The following is a 15,425-nucleotide window of genomic DNA, read 5'->3' as shown; positions in this document are numbered from 1 at the left end:
TGGATGTCTGTCTTTATCCCGGCGTGAACCACAAGACAGACAGCGGAGGGAGGGTGAGCAATGCGGAAGCCGGCTGTCCATCCCAGCCCGTGGCCTCCGTGTGGAGCTGCCCCATGTTGCCCGTGTTGGAGCCGCCGTACTCGCCCGCGTCGGAGTTGAGCACCTCGACGTAGTTGGCCTGGAGAGGGAAGCCGACGCGGTATTTCTCGCGCACGGTGGGGGACAGGTTGGCCACGCACACCACGTGACGGCCGGGCTGTCGCGAGCGGCGGACGAAGGCCAGCACGTTCGACGACGCGGAGTCCGGCTGGAGCCACTGGAAGCCCACGGGCTCGCTGTCCGCGTCGTACAGCGCCGGCAGCTCCTTGTAGATGCGGTTCAGCCTCGCGACGAGGCGCTGGATGCCCTGGTGCCCCGGGTCCTGCGTCAGGTGCCAGTCCAGGCTCTTGTCGTGGTTCCACTCGGCCGGCTGGCCGAACTCGCCGCCCATGAAGAGCAGCTTCTTGCCCGGGTGCGCCCACATCCACGCGAACAGCGAGCGCAGGTTGGCGCGCTTCTGCCACGGGTCTCCCGGCATGCGCCCGTACAGGCTGCCCTTGCCGTGCACCACCTCGTCATGGCTCAGCGGCAACATGAAGTGCTCGCTGAAGGCGTACAGCAGGCCGAACGTCAGCTGGTTGTGGTGGTACTGCCGGTAGATGGGGTCCTTGGAGAAGTACGACAGCGTGTCGTGCATCCACCCCATGTTCCACTTGAAGTGGAAGCCCAGTCCGCCCTCGCTGACGGGGGAGGAGACCTTGGGCCACGCGGTGGACTCCTCGGCGATGACCACGACGCCCGGGTGCTTGCGGCGCACGGTGTCGTTGAGCTCGCGCAGGAACTGGATGGCCTCTTCGTTCTCCCGCCCGCCCCAGCGGTTGGGGATCCATTCGCCCTGCTTGCGGCTGTAGTCGAGGTAGAGCATCGACGCCACCGCGTCCACGCGCAGACCATCGATGTGGTACTCCTCAATCCAGAACAGCGCGTTGGCGATGAGGAAGTTGCGCACCTCGTTGCGGCCGAAGTTGAAGACCAGCGTGCCCCAGTCCGGCTGCGCGCCCTTGCGCGGATCCGCGTGCTCGTACAGCGCCGTGCCGTCGAACTCGCCCAACGCGTGCGCGTCCCGGGGGAAGTGGCCGGGCACCCAGTCGACGATGACGCCGATGCCCTCCTGGTGCAGGTGGTCCACCATGAAGCGGAAGTCGTCGGGGTGGCCGAAGCGCGCGGTGGGCGCGTAGTAGCCACTGACCTGGTAGCCCCATGAGCCACCGTAGGGATGCTCCGACATGGGCAGCAGCTCCACGTGCGTGAAGCCCATGTGCTTGACGTACTCGGCCAGCGCGGGCGCCAGCTCCCGGTACGTCATGGGGCGGTCCCCGTCCTCCACCACCCGGCGCCAGCTGCCCAGGTGGACCTCGTAGACGCTCCACGGCTGGTGCGCGACGTCGGACTTCTGGGTGCGCGACTCCAACCACGCGCCATCTCCCCACCCGTACCGTCCCAGGTCATGCACCACGGACGCGGTGGCCGGAGGCACCTCGGCGCGAAAGGCGAACGGGTCCGACTTCAGCACGCGCGGCCCACCCTGGCCGGGGCGAATCTCGAACTTGTAGCGCGCGCCTTCTCCGACCTCCGGAACGAACAGCTCCCAGATGCCCGACGCGCCCATGCGCCGCATCGAGTGCAGCCGTCCATCCCAGCTGTTGAAGTCACCGACGACGGAGACGCCCGCCGCCGTGGGCGCCCACACCGCGAAGGACACGCCGCGCGTGCCATTGTGGTGGATGAGGTGCGCGCCCATGCGCTCCCAGAGCCGCTCGTGGCGCCCCTCACCCGCGTAGTACAGGTCCATCTCCCCCAGCGTGGGAAGGAAGCTGTACGAGTCCCGCAGGGTGAAGACGCGCTTGCCGGGGTACTCCACCTCCAGCAGATAGCCGAAGGTCTTGTCGCGTCCGTTGACGCGAGCCTCGAAGACGCCGTCCTGACGATGCGTCATCGGGACACGGCCTCCGAACTCCGGGAGGACGTGGATGGCCACGGCGTCCGGGCGGAAGGCGCGAATCACCACGCCGTCACCGTCCGGGTGGATGCCCAGCACGGAGTGGGGCTCCGGGTGCCGCAGCTCCACCACGCGCCGAAGCTCCGCGTCGACCTGTGCCTTGTCCGCCGGCTTCCTCACTGGGCCTCCTCCATCCTCAAGAGGGCCTCGACGGGGATGCGCACCCAGTCAGGCCGGTTCTGCATCTCATACCTCACTTCGTACAGGAGCTTCTCCAGCTCGAACGCGCGCAACATCGTCTCGAATGCCGCCGTGTCCGTGGGCAGGAAGGTCGCTCCCTGGGTTGCCTTGCGATAACCCTCCAGGAACGCCTCCCGGCTGGGGCCCACGCGTCCTCGCGGCGCGCCTCCCTCCAGCGCCACCGTGGCCTCCGCGTAGTCGAACGAGCGGAGCATCCCCGCCACGTCCCGCAGCGGGCTGTACTTCTCGCGCCGCGACGTGAAGCTGCGCGCCGGCTCCCCCTCGAAGTCGAAGATGAGCCACTGCTCGTTGGCCCGCAGCACCTGACCCAGGTGCAAATCCCCGTGGATGCGAATCTTCTGTCCGGAGGGCGCCACGTGGGCCAGCCGCCTCGCGTATTCGATGAGGCCCTCGCGGCGCCCCTCCAGGTCCGGGTGCAGCCGGCCGGCCTCGGCCAGCGTCACGCCCAGCTCTCCGACGATGGACGCGCTCCAGCGCTGCAGGTCCTCCTGAAGTAACGGCTCCGGAGCGAAGGCCGCGTCGTCCATGGGCGCGGAGCCGAAGGCCTGGTGCAGGTCTCCCAGTCGCCCGCCCAGCTCCTCCATCTCGCTGAGAAAGCGCTCGCCCAGGGGGCGCTCCTGGCGCAGCCGGTCCAGCGTGTACTTCCACCCATCCACCGCGTCGGGGACGAAGCGATGTGCCAGCGCGAGCGTGGCGCTGGCGGCGCCCTCCAATCGCAGCGCCCCCAGCAGCGCGGGCGTGGCCCGGAACGTCGTCCGCGTGGCGAGGAAGCGCCCGACCTCGTGCTCCGGGTTCACCCCCGCCTCCAGCTTGCGGATGACCTTCACGATGACCTTCTCACCCAGCACGATGGAGGTGTTGCTCTGCTCGACCATCAGCCGGCGCACCGAGAGCGGGGAGGGGAGGCCCAGCAGGCCCTCCGGCCCTCCAATCCATTCTCCCACCACGCGGCCCGACGCGGAGGGGAGCTGGGCGCCGTCGCGGATGAGGTCGAACAGGGCGCGCAGACAGCCATCGTCCTCCAGCGCGTCCTTGACGCCCTCCGCCGAGGGTTTCACCGGCAGGAGGTAGCGCTCGGGTTGGCCCAGCTCGTAGACGACCTCCACCACGGCGAGCGACAGACTGCACGGCGTGGCGTCCAGGTTCGCGTGGTCCACCACGCTGACCTGCTTGATGGGCCAGGCCTTGCCGGCGAACCACCGCTGGCTCTTGAGGTACTCCGGCAGCTTCGTCAGGTCCAAGGTCGTCATGCGCGGCTTCCTCCTCCCGGCAGCGGCTGGTCCAGCCGAAACCACAAGAACATGTAGGGGCCCATCGACAGCTGGTAGGGCAGGTCGCTGATCCGCGGGAAGGGCGTTTCGCCAATCATCTCCACGGGCACCTTGCCTTCCCAGTCACGCAGGTCCATCACGGCGGGCTGCGCGAAGCGTGACAGGTTGCACACCACCAGCACCGTCTGGCCTTCCCACTCCCGCACGAAGGCCATCACCTTGCGGTTCTCCATGGGCAAGAAGCGCAGCGTCCCCAGGGAGAACACGGGGTAGCGCTGGCGGATGCGAATCATCCGCTTCACCCAGTGCAGGAGGCTGGACTTCACCCGCTCCTGCGCCTCCACGTTGATGGACTGGTAGCCATAGACGGGGTCCGCGATGACGGGCGCGTACAGGCGCGCGTAGTCCGCCCGGCTGAAGCCCGCGTTGCGGTCTCCCGTCCACTGCATGGGCGTGCGCACGCCGTTGCGGTCGCCCAGGTAGATGTTGTCCCCCATGCCAATCTCGTCGCCGTAGTAGAGGACCGGCGTGCCGGGCAGGGTGAACAGCAGGCTGTGCATCAGCTCGATGCGCCGGCGCCCGTTGTCCATCAGCGGCGCGAGCCTGCGGCGGATGCCCAGGTTGATGCGCATCCGAGGGTCCGTGGCGTACTCCCGGTACATGTAGTCCCGGTCCTCGTCCGTCACCATCTCCAGCGTCAGCTCGTCGTGGTTGCGCAGGAAGAGGGCCCACTGACACGACTCCGGGATGTCCGGCGTCTGCTGCATGATTTCGACGATGGGCGTGCGGTCCTCGCGGCGGATGGCCATGAACAGGCGCGGCATCACCGGGAAGTGGAAGCCCATGTTGAACTCGTCGCCGTCGCCGAAATAGACGCGCACGTCGGCGGGCCACTGGTTGGCCTCCGCGAGCAGCATCTTCCCGGGGTACTCGGCGTCGATGGTCTTCCGCAGGCGCTTGAGGAAGGCGTGCGTCTCCGGAAGGTTCTCGCAGTTGGTGCCCTCGCGCTCGAACAGGTAGGGCACCGCGTCGCAGCGGAAGCCGTCCACGCCCATGTTGAGCCAGAAGCGCATCGCGTCCAGCATCGCTTCCTGCACCTGAGGATTGTCGTAGTTCAGGTCCGGCTGGTGGCTGAAGAAGCGGTGCCAGAAGTACTGCTTGGCCACCGGATCCCACGTCCAGTTGGAGCGCTCGGTGTCCGTGAAGATGATGCGCGCGCCCTTGTACTTCTCATCCGTGTCGCTCCAGACGTACCAGTCGCGCTTGGGGCTCTTCGGGTCGCTGCGCGCCTCCTGGAACCAGGGGTGCTGGTCGCTGGTGTGGTTGACCACCAGCTCGGTGATGATGCGGATGCCGCGCTTGTGCGCCTCCTCCACCATCCGCTGGAAGTCGGCGAGCGTGCCGTAGTCCGGGTGGACGCCGTAGTAGTCCGCGATGTCGTAGCCGTCATCGCGCAGCGGAGAAGGGTAGTGGGGGAGGATCCACAGGCAGTCGATGCCCAGGTCCTGGAGGTACGGGAGCTTCTCGATGAGGCCCGGGATGTCGCCATGCCCGTCGCCGTTGGAGTCGTGGAATGCTCGGAGGTGCAGCTCGTAGATGAGGGCCTTCTTGTACCAGAGGGGATCCAGGTCCATACGCCTCTCGGGTTGTCACTCGTAGTAGTCGAACGCGTGCTCGGTACGGCGGAAGCGGTAGACGGCCCAGACGGCCGCGGGCTGTTCGGGCGTCAGGCGCACCTGCACGTCCGAGCCTTGCCACAGGGAGCGCTGATCCGTCATCAGCTCGTGCACCTGATAGGTCTCGTCCGCGTTCGCGCCAAGCCATTCCAGCGGAAGTCGCAACAGCGCCTCCTGCGGCGCGTACGGATCCAGACTCACCGCGACCAGCACGGTGCTGGTGCCGTCCGGGGTGCGCTTTCCGTAGAAGAGGACCCGCTCGTTGTCGGACTCGAAGAAGCGCAAGCTGTCGTAGGTGTGCAGCGCGGGCTGCGTCAGGCGCGCGTTGTTGAGCCGCGCAATCCAGTCCCGGATGTTGCCCGGCCGGTCCGCGTCCCACGCGACGAGCTGGTACTTCTCCGAGTCCAGGTACTCCTCCTTGCCAGGCAGCGGGCGGCCCTCGCACAGCTCGAAGCCGCAATACATCCCGTAGACCGAGGAGAGCGTCGCGGCAAGCGCCGCGCGCAACCGGAACGCACCGGGCCCCGCGTTCTGCAACAGCTCCGGCAAGATGTCCGGCGTGTTGGGCCAGAGGTTGCCGCGGAAGTAGTCGGATACGGGCGGCTGGGTGATCTCCTCCAGGTACTCCTGGAGCTCGCCCTTGAAGTTGCGCCACGTGAAGTACGTGTACGACTGGGTGAAGCCCACCTTGGCCAGGGCCTTCATCACCTTGGGCCGGGTGAAGGCCTCGGAGAGGAAGAGCACATCGGGGTGGCGCTCCTGCACGCGGCGGATGAGCCACTCCCAGAACTGGATGGGCTTGGTGTGCGGATTGTCCACGCGGAAGGTCCGCACGCCCTGCTGCACCCAGTGCAGTACGACGGACTCCAGCTCCGTCCACAGCGACTCGCGCGCGGGGCCCATCCAGTCGAAGTTGACGATGTCCTCGTAGCGCTTGGGCGGGTTCTCCGCCGTCTTGATGGTGCCGTCCGGACGGCGCTGGAACCACTCCGGATGCTCCTTCACATAAGGGTGGTCCGGAGAGCACTGGTACGCGAGGTCCAACGCCACCTCGATGCCGTACGACTGCGCGGCCTGCACGAAGTGACGGAAGTCCGCCAGCGTGCCCAGGCTCGGGTGCACCGCCTTGTGGCCCCCCTCGGCTGCGCCGATGGCCCACGGACTGCCTACGTCCTCCGGGCCCGCCTTGAGGCTGTTGTTCTTCCCCTTGCGCGCGGTGCGGCCAATGGGGTGGATGGGCGGCAGGTAGATGACGTCGAAGCCCAGGCCCTGGATGTACGGCAGCCAGGCCTCTGAATCCTGGAACGTCCCATGCGTGCGCCCATCGCGCTTCGCCGAGCGCGGGAAGAACTCGTACCAGGCCCCGAAGCGCGCCTTGAGCCGGTCCGCGAACACCTCCAGCTCCGGCTCGTGCCGCCGCGCCAGCGCGCGGTCGGGATACGTGGACGCCACCGTGGCCAGCTCCGGCGCCAGCGCCACGGCCACCAGGTCCGGTGTCGGGGGCTGACGCATCCGCACCGCGGCCTCGGTGAGCACCCGCGCGTCGGCCGCGTCCACCGGGCGCGCTCGGGCCGCCGCGCCTTCCAGCAGGGCCGCGCCCTCCAACAGCTCGCTGCGCACGTCCCGGCCCGCATCGACCTTGCGCTTCAGCTCCGACGTCCAGGTCCGGAAGAGATCCGGCCAGGCTTCAATCGTGTACTGGTAGCGGCCATTGCGAGCCAGGGGGAACTCCGCCTCCCAGGCGTCGTTGCCGAGCGGGCGCATGGGCACTTCGCGCCAGTCGGTCTGCTGTTCCTGGGGAGAGGCCTGTCGCCAGCGGACGACGGCGACGAGGACGTCATGGCCCTCCTTGAAGATGTCGGCGCGGACGGTGAGGCTCTCCCCGGCGACACGCTTGACGGCGTGGCGGCCGCCGTCGAGCTGGGGCTTGACTCCCTCGATGAACACGCTCCCGATTCGATCTTTCATATCGGCTCGCGGCCCTTATAGGTCTGAGGTGGGGTGAAGCTGGGCGGCGTGTCGCGGGGTGCGTTGATGAAGGACGACTGGCGCGTCGGCCGCGTTGGCTCGTGAACGTTAGGGACGGGGTCTGGGGACGCCCACCCGTTGGCTTCAAAGGGGCTGACTGCCCGGCTGCCCATACTTGAAGCTGGGATCCGCACCTCGGGTTGCGGTATCCGGGAAAGACATGGCGCTTCCTCCACCCTCCGCTCAGCGGGCGAGCGACCCCGCCGCCGACAGGGCCCTGCTCCAGCAGGTCGCCCTGGGCAGCGGCGTGGCCATGCGGGAGGTCTACGCGCGCTGCGGAGCCCGGGCCTTCGCGGTGATGCTGCGGCTGTTGCCTTCCCGAGCGGACGCGGAGGAGGTGCTCCAGGAGGCCTTCCTCGAGGTCTGGCGTCGCGCCCGTGACTTCGACCCGGACCGCGGCGGGCTGGAGACCTGGGTGGCGACCATTGCTCGCACGCGCGCCATCGACCGGCTGCGCTCCATGGGCACCGCCGCCCGAGTCGCCGAGGGCTCCGCCCACGAGCCGCCTCCGATGAGCGCGACGCCTCCCGCTCCGGACGACGCGACGTCCCAGGGCCAGGACCGCGTGCGGGTGCGCAGGGCGATGATGACGCTGCCTCCCGAGCAGCGCGAAGTGGTGGAGCTGGCCTACTTCGAGGGCCTGTCGCAGCGGGAGATCTCCGAGCGCACCGGAGACCCCCTGGGCACGGTGAAGACCCGGGCGCGGCTGGCGCTGGAGAAGCTCGCGGACCTGCTCCGGGACGAGCGCGGCCCGGCGGACTGAGGCGCGGCCGGCTCCCGTTAAGGGAGTCTTAAGGTCCTCGGTATACCGTGGGCGTTCATTCATCCATTCATGACGGCACCGTGGTGACCGGGTGGGAGGAGGCGAGCGGGACATGGGGGAGCGAATCCTGCTGGTGGAGGACGACGCTCGGCTCGGCGCGCAGATTGTCGAGCAGTTGAGGGGCGCGGGCTTCGAGCCGCTGTGGTGGACGGAAGGCCGCGCGCTGCTGCCCGGGGAGCTTCCCGACGTGGGCCTGGTGGTGCTGGACCTGATGCTGCCGGGGACGTACGGCCTGGACATGCTCAAGGCGCTCCGGGGCTTCTCGGAGGTGCCGGTGCTCATCCTGAGCGCGCGCAACGACACGCTGGACAAGGTGCGTGCGCTGAAGCTGGGCGCGGATGACTACCTGACGAAGCCCTTCTGGCCGGAGGAGCTCATCGAGCGGGTGCGCGCGCGGCTGCGCCGGCCGGTGCTCCAGAAGGCGGACGCGGTGCTGGAGTTGGGGCTGTTGCGCGTCGACTTCCAGGCGCGGGAGGTCCGCGTGGAAGGGCGGGTGGTGGAGCTGACGCGGGTGGAGTTCGAGGTGCTCGCGGCGCTGGCCCGCAGGCCTCGCGAGGCGGTGACGCGGCAGTGGCTGGTCGAGCACGTGTTGGATCCGGAGCGCGAGGGGACGGAGCGGACGCTGGACGTGCACGTCTCGCGGCTGCGGCGAAAGCTGGCGCCGGCGCAGTGTGTGGAGACGGTGTGGGGCGTGGGTTATCGACTGGTCGCGGGAGACGGTTCGTGAAGCTCCGCTTGCGCCTGGCGCTCACGGCGATGGCGGCGGTGCTGCCTGTCGTGGTGGCGATGGCGTACTTCCAGCAATCGCTCCGGGAACGCTCGCAGGAGGAAGTGCTCGAAGCCTCCACGCTGGCGCAGATGCAGGTGGAGCGCACTCGCTGCGAGGCCTCGCCCGAGACGTGGCGACCTCGCCCGTTCGAGCGACCCGCGCCGCCCGGGCGTCCGCCGCCGGATGGCCTGGGGCCTCGAGGTGGAGTTGACGACGGACGACCACCACCGCCTCCGAGGAGGGCTGGGAACGATGATGCGCTGCCACCGCGCGGGGAATCGCCGGGTGCATCAGGGAGGGATGAGGCACTCCCGTCTCGTGGGGAGCCGGTGCCGAGAGCCACGGGGCTCGACGAGGCACGTCCACTCGACGAGGAGCCTCCCCCGACAAGGCCCCCAGGCCGACCGCCGCGTCCAAGCGGCAGCGACGCCTTCGAGGGATCACCGCCTCGTCTGGGAGGAAGCGAAGCCTTCGATGGACCACCGCCTCGTCCAGGAGGAAGCGACGCCTTCGATGGACCACCGCCTCGTCCGGGAGGAAGCGACGCCTTCGATGGGCCACCACCGCCTGGAAGGGAAGGGCGGGCCCCTCCTCGGGTGCTCTATTTTCCCTATGACGCTCAGCTCACTTCCCGGAACCCTCGGGCGCCCGCGCTGACAGCGGAGGTCCGTGAGGACGCGCTCGAAGGGGCGACGGTCGCCTGGCGCTCGGAGCTGGATGGGCGGCGGGTCCTCGACCTGCTGGTGCGCATGTCCTGGGACGAAGGTCCGTGCGCCTTCGTCCTCGCCCGTCGTGTGGAGCCTCCGGGGCCTTCGCCGTTCTTCCTCCCACCGCTCAAGGACTGGAGCCTGCTTGTGTCCATTGTCGTCGCGGCGGTGGTGCTGGCCCTGGGCCCGGTGGTGCGCCGCATCCGCATGCTCACCGAGGACGTGCGTGCGTCCGCGCGCAGCGGCTACGAGCAGCCCGTGTCCGTGCGCGGCCATGATGAGATCGCCGACCTCGCCCGGGCCTTCCAGGAGGCTCGCGCGGAAATCCAGGCGCGGATGGCGCAACAGGAAGCACGCGAGCAAGGCCTGCGGGACTTCCTCGCCAACACGACCCATGACGTGATGACGCCGCTCACCGTGCTCCAGGGCAACCTGTCCGCGATGCAGCAGCGCCTCTCCCGAGGCGAGCCCGTGAACGCGGCCGAGGTGTCCTCCGCCATGAGCGAGGCGCACTACATGGCCTCGCTGGTCCACAACCTCACCGCGGCGACGCGATTGGAGGCTGGCGCGCCGCACGTCCAGCGCGCGCCCGTGGACCTCAACGACGTGATTGCTCGAGTCCTCGGTCGCCATCAGCCCATCGCCCGGCAACAGCGCATCTCCCTGGAGAGCGGTGTCCCCGCGACGCCCGTTCGAGTGCTCGGCGACGTGACGCTCATCGAGCAGGCCATCAGCAACGTCGTGGGCAACGGCGTGCGCTACGGCCGCGAGGAGGGGCACGTGGCCGTCGTGCTGGAGAGCACCCGTGAGGGACGCTTCGTGCTCCGCGTCATCGACGACGGGCCCGGCATCTCCGAAGAGGAGCGAGCGCGAATCCTCGAGCGAGGCGTCCGAGGAAACGTCGCGCGCACCCGGGCCCCGGAAGGACAGGGGCTGGGCCTGCACATCGCCCACCACGTCGCGCAGGTCCACGGCTGGGCCCTGACGTTGAACCCGTCCGAGTATGGCGGGCTCGAGGTGTGCTTCTCGGGGGAGATGCTGGCTCCTGACAAGGACTCGGCGCCGCGCGCTCCGCACGCCTGAGGGGACGCGGCGTCAGGAGCTGAGCAGGTCGTCACTGTCGCTGCGGACGTACCAGCGCTTGTCGCGGAGCCGCTTCAGGTAGTCGGCGAAGTAATCCTCCAGCGAGGGTGCCTTCGCCTCATCGAGGGGCCCCGCGTATTCGGACCAGCGCAGCACCTGTCCGCGCCGACCGGCCGGGCCCGGGGTGAGGTCCACGCAGAGCGCCTCGCCGTGGTCGTTCTTCGCGAACGGAATCCAACCCGCGCTCCACCACGTCCGGGTGAGCTCCTTCTGGCCCTTGGTGAGATCCAAGGGCTTGGACTTCGCGAACGCTCCGCTCTCACGGTGGGTCTCCAACTGTGTCCAGAGGTCGGTGATCTCCTTCACGCTCAGCACCTGATACGTGAAGAAGGACAGGCCCTGCTTCTTGTCCGGTGCGCCCCCGCCGAAGCGGAGCAGGAACGCCTGGAGGCCCGCGGGCAGCTCCGCCCCCACGCTCTTGTCCAGCGCGTCCACCTGCTGCTGGGACGCGGATTTCGTGCGGGCGAAGCGCTGTGCATAGGGCGCGTGGTGCTCCTCGTACCAGGCTCCCAGTTGGTTCGAGAGCGCCTCCACGCGCTCGGCGGCGGTGCCCTCCCTTGGCGGCTCGGGAGCCGTCACGGGAGCAGCAGAGGTCGCGCTGGCCTCGGGCTCGTCCGGCTCCTCGTCGCCGTACAGTTCGATGCGTCCGGTCTCGAGTCCCTCCAGGTAGTGCTCGAAGAATGCGTCCATGGACGGGGCATAGGGGCTCAGGGGGCCGCCGCGAATCTCCCAGCCGATGACCTGTCCACGCTTTCCTTCCGGGCCGGGGTCCAGGTCCACGCACTTGAGGTTGCCCCCACCGTCCTGCGCGAAAGGCACCCAGCCGGGGTGCCACCAGGTCCACTTCACGTCCTTCTGGGACTTGGACAGTTCATGGGGCTCGGCCTTCTTGAAGGTGCCTTTCTCCACCAGCTTCCGAAGCCCCTTCCAGGTGCTCAGAATCTGGTCGACGGGAAGCACTTCGTACTCGGAGACGGACAGGCCGGGCGTTCCCGCCGGTGCACCGCCTCCGAAGCGGAGGAGGAACGCGCGGAAGTCCAGGGGCAGCGGGGTCCCAAGCGCCTTCTCCAGGGCAACGACGCGTGCCTCGGTCGAGGGGCGCGTACTCGCGAGTTGCTCGGCGTAGGTCGGGTTGCGTCTGGCGGCCCACGCGCCAATGCGCTTCCAGACGCTCTCCGCGCGAAGCGAAGCCGCCTGCTCCAGCGTGGGGCTTCCCGCGGCGAGCAGGCGCTTCTCCACCCGCGTATTCCCCCGGCCGTTCGCGGTATCGATGGGGTAGTAGCCCCCCGCGTTCGCGGCCTTCGGGTCCGCTCCCGCTTCGAGCAGCAGCGTGGTGAACTTCACGTCCTCGAGGCTGGCCGCATAATGGAGGGCGTACCAGCCGCGCGCGTTGGGCTGGTTCGGCTTCGCTCCCGCGCGGAGCAGCGCGCCCAGCACCACCAGGGATGGATCTCCGAAGATCTCATCCAGATCGAGCGCCATCGTCAGCGCCGTGTTGCCATCGCTATCCGTCGTCCTGACGTTGACGTCGACGCCCTTGGAGATGAGCCGCTCGGCCACCGGGACGTTCCCGTAGCGGACGGCCTGCATCAGCACCGACCTGCCGTTGGAGTCGACCGCGTTCACCTGGGCGCCGTGCTCCAGCAGCAGCTCGAACAGCTCGGGTTGTTCCTTGTAGTCGACGGACAACATCAGCGGCGTCTCGCCACGACCGTTGGTAATATTCGGGTTCGCGCCCGCGCGCAGCAGCGTCTTCAGGACCTCCGCGGAGGGCTCCTCGTTGGTCTCCTGGTTGAGCAGGTCGGTGAGCACCGTGGAGCGGGCCTCGTCCTTCCACTGGTGGTTGACGTCGGAGCCCCTGGCGATCAGCAGCTTCACCAGCTCCACGGCGTCGTCACCTGTTTGAGCGGTGGCGAAGCCGAGGGGCGTGGCGGAGTCCGAATCCAGCCCCTTCACATCCGCGCCCGCGTCCAGCAGGAGCCGGGCGACGTCGAGGTTTCCCTCTGCGCACGCCGTATGGAGCACGGGATAACCCTCGTCGTCGCTCACGTTGGGGTCGGCCCCATCCGCCAGGTGCCTGGCCACCGCCTTGGCGTTCGACTTCTTGACGGCGGAGAGCAGCGCGGCGTCTGGCTTCGACAGCTTCTTCTTGGGTGACATGGGGGGCGCTCCAGGGCAGTCGTCCTTCTCAACGCTTCCCCGTCGGAAATGTCGCGGTGGAAACGGCCTCAGGAGAAGCGCGCGAGGAACGCCGCGAGCACGGGCCCTCCACGTCGAGCCTCCTCGGGTGAGCCCGGCCCTCCTTCCCGGAGCTGGGCGCGAAGGTCTTCCATCGCGGGCTTCATGGCCTCGAAGGCCTCCATGGCCTGCTCGGCGTTGTCGAAGAACCGGTGGTGGAGGAGCCACCCCGTGACGGAGCAGGTGATGGCGTGGAAGGAGCGGGAGTCGTCCACTTCGTACGTGAGGCGCAGCTGGCCCTCCTGGTCCTCATCCCGAGCGATGGTGCCGCCCTGGGTGCCCATCCAGCCCAGGGACGTGCCGCCGTCATAGGACGTCCAGGGGGCGCTCGGCTGTGGTGACATCGCTTCTCCTCGGGAGCCTGGGTGGGCACTCCAAGCGAACAGTGTTTCACGAAGGCGCGAGCCGGGGCACATCACCCGAGTGGCCGAGGTGGCGCTTCGCGGGTGCATCGGTGCCCGGTCGGAAGTCCCATCGCTGGCCATCGCAACCCATGCGCGGGTTGCGCGTCTCCCCGCGCCGGCCCACGTTTTCCGTAGGTTCCCCTGGCTGACGCCGTGCCGCCGGAGGGGGCGGGTCTCGCGTTCAGTCCGTCACGAGCGTGAGGCCCCTGGTCGAGTCGAGACGAGGGGGCCCGCGTCATGCCAGTCGAACCGTCCAATCCACCGCGCTCGCCATCGCCCATCCGGTCGCCCGAAAAGCGAGACCGTCAGTGGCGCATGCAGGGGCCGGCATGGCGCCGAGCACTCGCCATCCTCTCCGCCATCCTCATCGCGGTGGCCGCGGAGCTGTACCTGAGCGTGCTGGTGGGAAGGCGGCTGTCGATGCTGCTCGTCCTCGCGCTCGTGTGTCTGGTCGGTGGCGTGCTCGTGTTCGGCTACCTCCTCCTCACGGAGCGCGGCGCCTGGGAGATGTCGACCCGGAAGGCGCCCTGGAGGTGGCGGCGCGAGGACGGAATGCGGCCCGAGGAACGCGCTCTCGAATCGTCGTCACCCGACGGCGTGGCCGAGGCACGGGCGGAGCAGGTCGCTTCCTCCTCGGAGGAGGACCCACGCTTCTCCACCCAGGACAGGGGCGAGACGTCCTCGACGGCCACTGGCGCGGGCTTCGTGGACACGCCAGGTCCCCGGAAGCGCGCGCTCATCCTGATTGGCGGGGGACTGCGCGCGGCATGGCAGGCGGGGGCGATTCGAGCGCTGGAGGACGCGGACCTGGGTTTTCATTTCGCGGATGCGACGTCGGCGGGGTCCCTCAATCTGGCGATGCTGTTGTCCGGAGCGTCGCCCGGGGAGGCGTGCGCGCGGTGGAGGACGCTGTCCGTGGAGGACTTCCTCGCCCATGCGGTGCCAAGGAAGACGCTGGACGTGCTTCATGTCGAGCCGCTCGGAGACCCGGAGAAGGTGCTCCGTCGAGTCTTCCCCCATCTGGGAATCGACCTTGGAGCCATCCGCGCCAGCTCCCTCGTGGAAGGCACCTTCCATGTCTGCGACTTCGAGCGGAAGACGGACGTGGCCATTCCGCATCGGGACCTGGACCGGGAGCTGCTGCTGGCGGCCATCTCTCCCCCCATCCTCATGCCACCGGTGGAGCGGGACGGCACGCTCTACACGGATGCCTTGTGGACTCAGGACACGCACCTGCTCGATGCCATCCGCCGGGGCGCGAACGAACTCTGGGTGCTGTGGTGCCTGGGCAACACGCCCGTCTACGACGATGGCCTCTACGAGCAATACGCCTACCTGGTGGAGATGAGCACCAACGGCGCGCTGTTCGCGCAGCTTCGCGTCATCCAGGACCTCAACGAGCGCATCGACGCAGGGGAGGTCGTGCCCGGCCACCAGCGTCCCATCGCCGTCCACCTCATCAAGCCCGAGCGTCCGCTCGCGCTCGACCCGGACCTCTACGCGGGGCGCGCCACGGCGGCGGCCCTCATCGACATGGGCTATTCGGACACGTGGCGCTACCTCGACGTATGCGGTGAGCAGGGGCTGCCGCTCACGCCGGAGATGACCCGGACCACGGAGCCCTCACCCGACCTCACCTTCGTGGAGTCCCTCACCGGCCTCTTCTCGATGGGCGTCACCGACCCCACGCAAGGGGCCCTGCATCCAGGCGCCCAGCCGATGACCATCCACTGCACCATCAGCGTCGGTGACCTGGATGCCTTTGTCAGTGATGTGAAGTGCTCGGCGCGACTGGTGGCGCGGTTGAGCTTCGCGCCGTTCGGCGAGGACCTGCCGGTGCGACGAGGAAGCTTCAACATCTTCCGCCCCTCGGACGCTCCCAGTTCGAGGGTGATGACGTATGGGCTGCGCTTCCCGCATCAAGGGCGCGACTACTTCCTGGAGGGGACGAAGGTCGTCGATGATCGACGGGGCGGGGACGCGTGGAAGGGCTCGACGCGGCTGCACTGCCAGCTCCACGCGGGGATGAACGCCCAGGGGCCCGTGGTGGGGGCCGGAGTCCTGACG

The 15,425-nt window shown here is 68.6% G+C and carries 10 protein-coding genes; 4 read left to right on the top strand and 6 right to left on the bottom strand.

Annotation, left to right across the window (positions count from 1 at the left end; translation table 11 throughout):
* Positions 1-13 precede the first annotated feature (13 nt).
* From glgB to HR086_RS06930, 4 genes are read right to left on the bottom strand one after another with little or no spacing between them, the layout of a single operon-like run.
* Positions 14-2,218, bottom strand: a complete 2,205-nt coding sequence (glgB, locus tag HR086_RS06945; RefSeq protein WP_174465176.1) for a 1,4-alpha-glucan branching protein GlgB — start codon at positions 2,216-2,218, stop codon at positions 14-16.
* A complete protein-coding gene (locus HR086_RS06940; RefSeq protein WP_141642331.1) occupies positions 2,215-3,549 on the bottom strand; it encodes a phosphotransferase in 1,335 nt (444 codons plus the stop codon). Before HR086_RS06940 ends, glgB begins: the two co-directional genes overlap by 4 nt.
* A complete protein-coding gene (gene treS / locus HR086_RS06935) occupies positions 3,546-5,204 on the bottom strand; it encodes a maltose alpha-D-glucosyltransferase (RefSeq protein ID WP_174455453.1) in 1,659 nt (552 codons plus the stop codon). Before treS ends, HR086_RS06940 begins: the two co-directional genes overlap by 4 nt.
* A 15-nt stretch (positions 5,205-5,219) precedes the next feature.
* A complete protein-coding gene (locus HR086_RS06930; RefSeq protein ID WP_174465175.1) occupies positions 5,220-7,214 on the bottom strand; it encodes an alpha-1,4-glucan--maltose-1-phosphate maltosyltransferase in 1,995 nt (664 codons plus the stop codon).
* 220 nt (positions 7,215-7,434) lie between these two features.
* Here HR086_RS06930 and HR086_RS06925 point away from each other — a divergent pair, with 220 nt between their 5' ends.
* The 3 genes from HR086_RS06925 (at position 7,435) to HR086_RS49530 (ending at position 10,656) form a co-directional block, all read left to right on the top strand.
* On the top strand, positions 7,435-8,037 hold the full coding sequence (locus tag HR086_RS06925; protein WP_174455455.1) for a sigma-70 family RNA polymerase sigma factor: 603 nt from the start codon (positions 7,435-7,437) through the stop codon (positions 8,035-8,037).
* A 112-nt stretch (positions 8,038-8,149) separates the two neighbouring features.
* The gene (locus HR086_RS06920) at positions 8,150-8,824 is read left to right on the top strand and encodes a response regulator transcription factor (RefSeq protein WP_174465174.1); all 675 of its coding nucleotides are present in this window, start codon (positions 8,150-8,152) and stop codon (positions 8,822-8,824) included.
* Positions 8,825-9,462: 638 nt separating this feature from the next.
* Positions 9,463-10,656 (top strand): sensor histidine kinase, encoded by a 1,194-nt coding sequence (locus tag HR086_RS49530; RefSeq protein ID WP_373564265.1) that lies wholly within the window; start codon positions 9,463-9,465, stop codon positions 10,654-10,656.
* A gap of 12 nt (positions 10,657-10,668) precedes the next feature.
* Here HR086_RS49530 and HR086_RS06910 read toward each other — a convergent pair whose 3' ends face one another.
* Both HR086_RS06910 and HR086_RS06905 read right to left on the bottom strand, forming a co-directional pair.
* Positions 10,669-12,876, bottom strand: coding sequence for an ankyrin repeat domain-containing protein (locus HR086_RS06910; RefSeq protein WP_174465173.1), 2,208 nt, complete (start codon positions 12,874-12,876; stop codon positions 10,669-10,671).
* Positions 12,877-12,944: 68 nt separating this feature from the next.
* Positions 12,945-13,298 (bottom strand): hypothetical protein, encoded by a 354-nt coding sequence (locus HR086_RS06905; protein ID WP_141642337.1) that lies wholly within the window; start codon positions 13,296-13,298, stop codon positions 12,945-12,947.
* Between the two features lie 297 nt (positions 13,299-13,595).
* On the opposite strand from HR086_RS06905, the gene HR086_RS06900 reads away from it, so the two are divergent.
* Positions 13,596-15,425, top strand: a 1,830-nt coding sequence (locus HR086_RS06900; protein WP_174465172.1) for a patatin-like phospholipase family protein, incomplete at its 3' end; no start/stop codon positions are given.

It is taken from the genome of Myxococcus sp. CA039A (assembly GCF_013336645.1).
GTDB classification, from domain to species: Bacteria; Myxococcota; Myxococcia; order Myxococcales; family Myxococcaceae; genus Myxococcus; species Myxococcus llanfairpwllgwyngyllgogerychwyrndrobwllllantysiliogogogochensis.
The sequence above is the reverse complement of the archived record's forward strand: the minus strand, read 5'-3'. Positions and strand labels throughout refer to the sequence as shown.

Excerpts from the sequence above, each read along its gene's own strand:
- HR086_RS06925 (WP_174455455.1), top strand. The coding sequence starts at position 7,435 with ATGGCGCTTCCTCCACCCTCCGCTCAGCGGGCGAGCGACCCCGCCGCC.
- treS (WP_174455453.1), bottom strand. The coding sequence starts at position 5,204 with ATGGACCTGGATCCCCTCTGGTACAAGAAGGCCCTCATCTACGAGCTG.
- HR086_RS06930 (WP_174465175.1), bottom strand. The coding sequence starts at position 7,214 with ATGAAAGATCGAATCGGGAGCGTGTTCATCGAGGGAGTCAAGCCCCAG.
- HR086_RS06910 (WP_174465173.1), bottom strand. The coding sequence starts at position 12,876 with ATGTCACCCAAGAAGAAGCTGTCGAAGCCAGACGCCGCGCTGCTCTCC.
- HR086_RS06940 (WP_141642331.1), bottom strand. The coding sequence starts at position 3,549 with ATGACGACCTTGGACCTGACGAAGCTGCCGGAGTACCTCAAGAGCCAG.
- HR086_RS06920 (WP_174465174.1), top strand. The coding sequence starts at position 8,150 with ATGGGGGAGCGAATCCTGCTGGTGGAGGACGACGCTCGGCTCGGCGCG.
- HR086_RS06905 (WP_141642337.1), bottom strand. The coding sequence starts at position 13,298 with ATGTCACCACAGCCGAGCGCCCCCTGGACGTCCTATGACGGCGGCACG.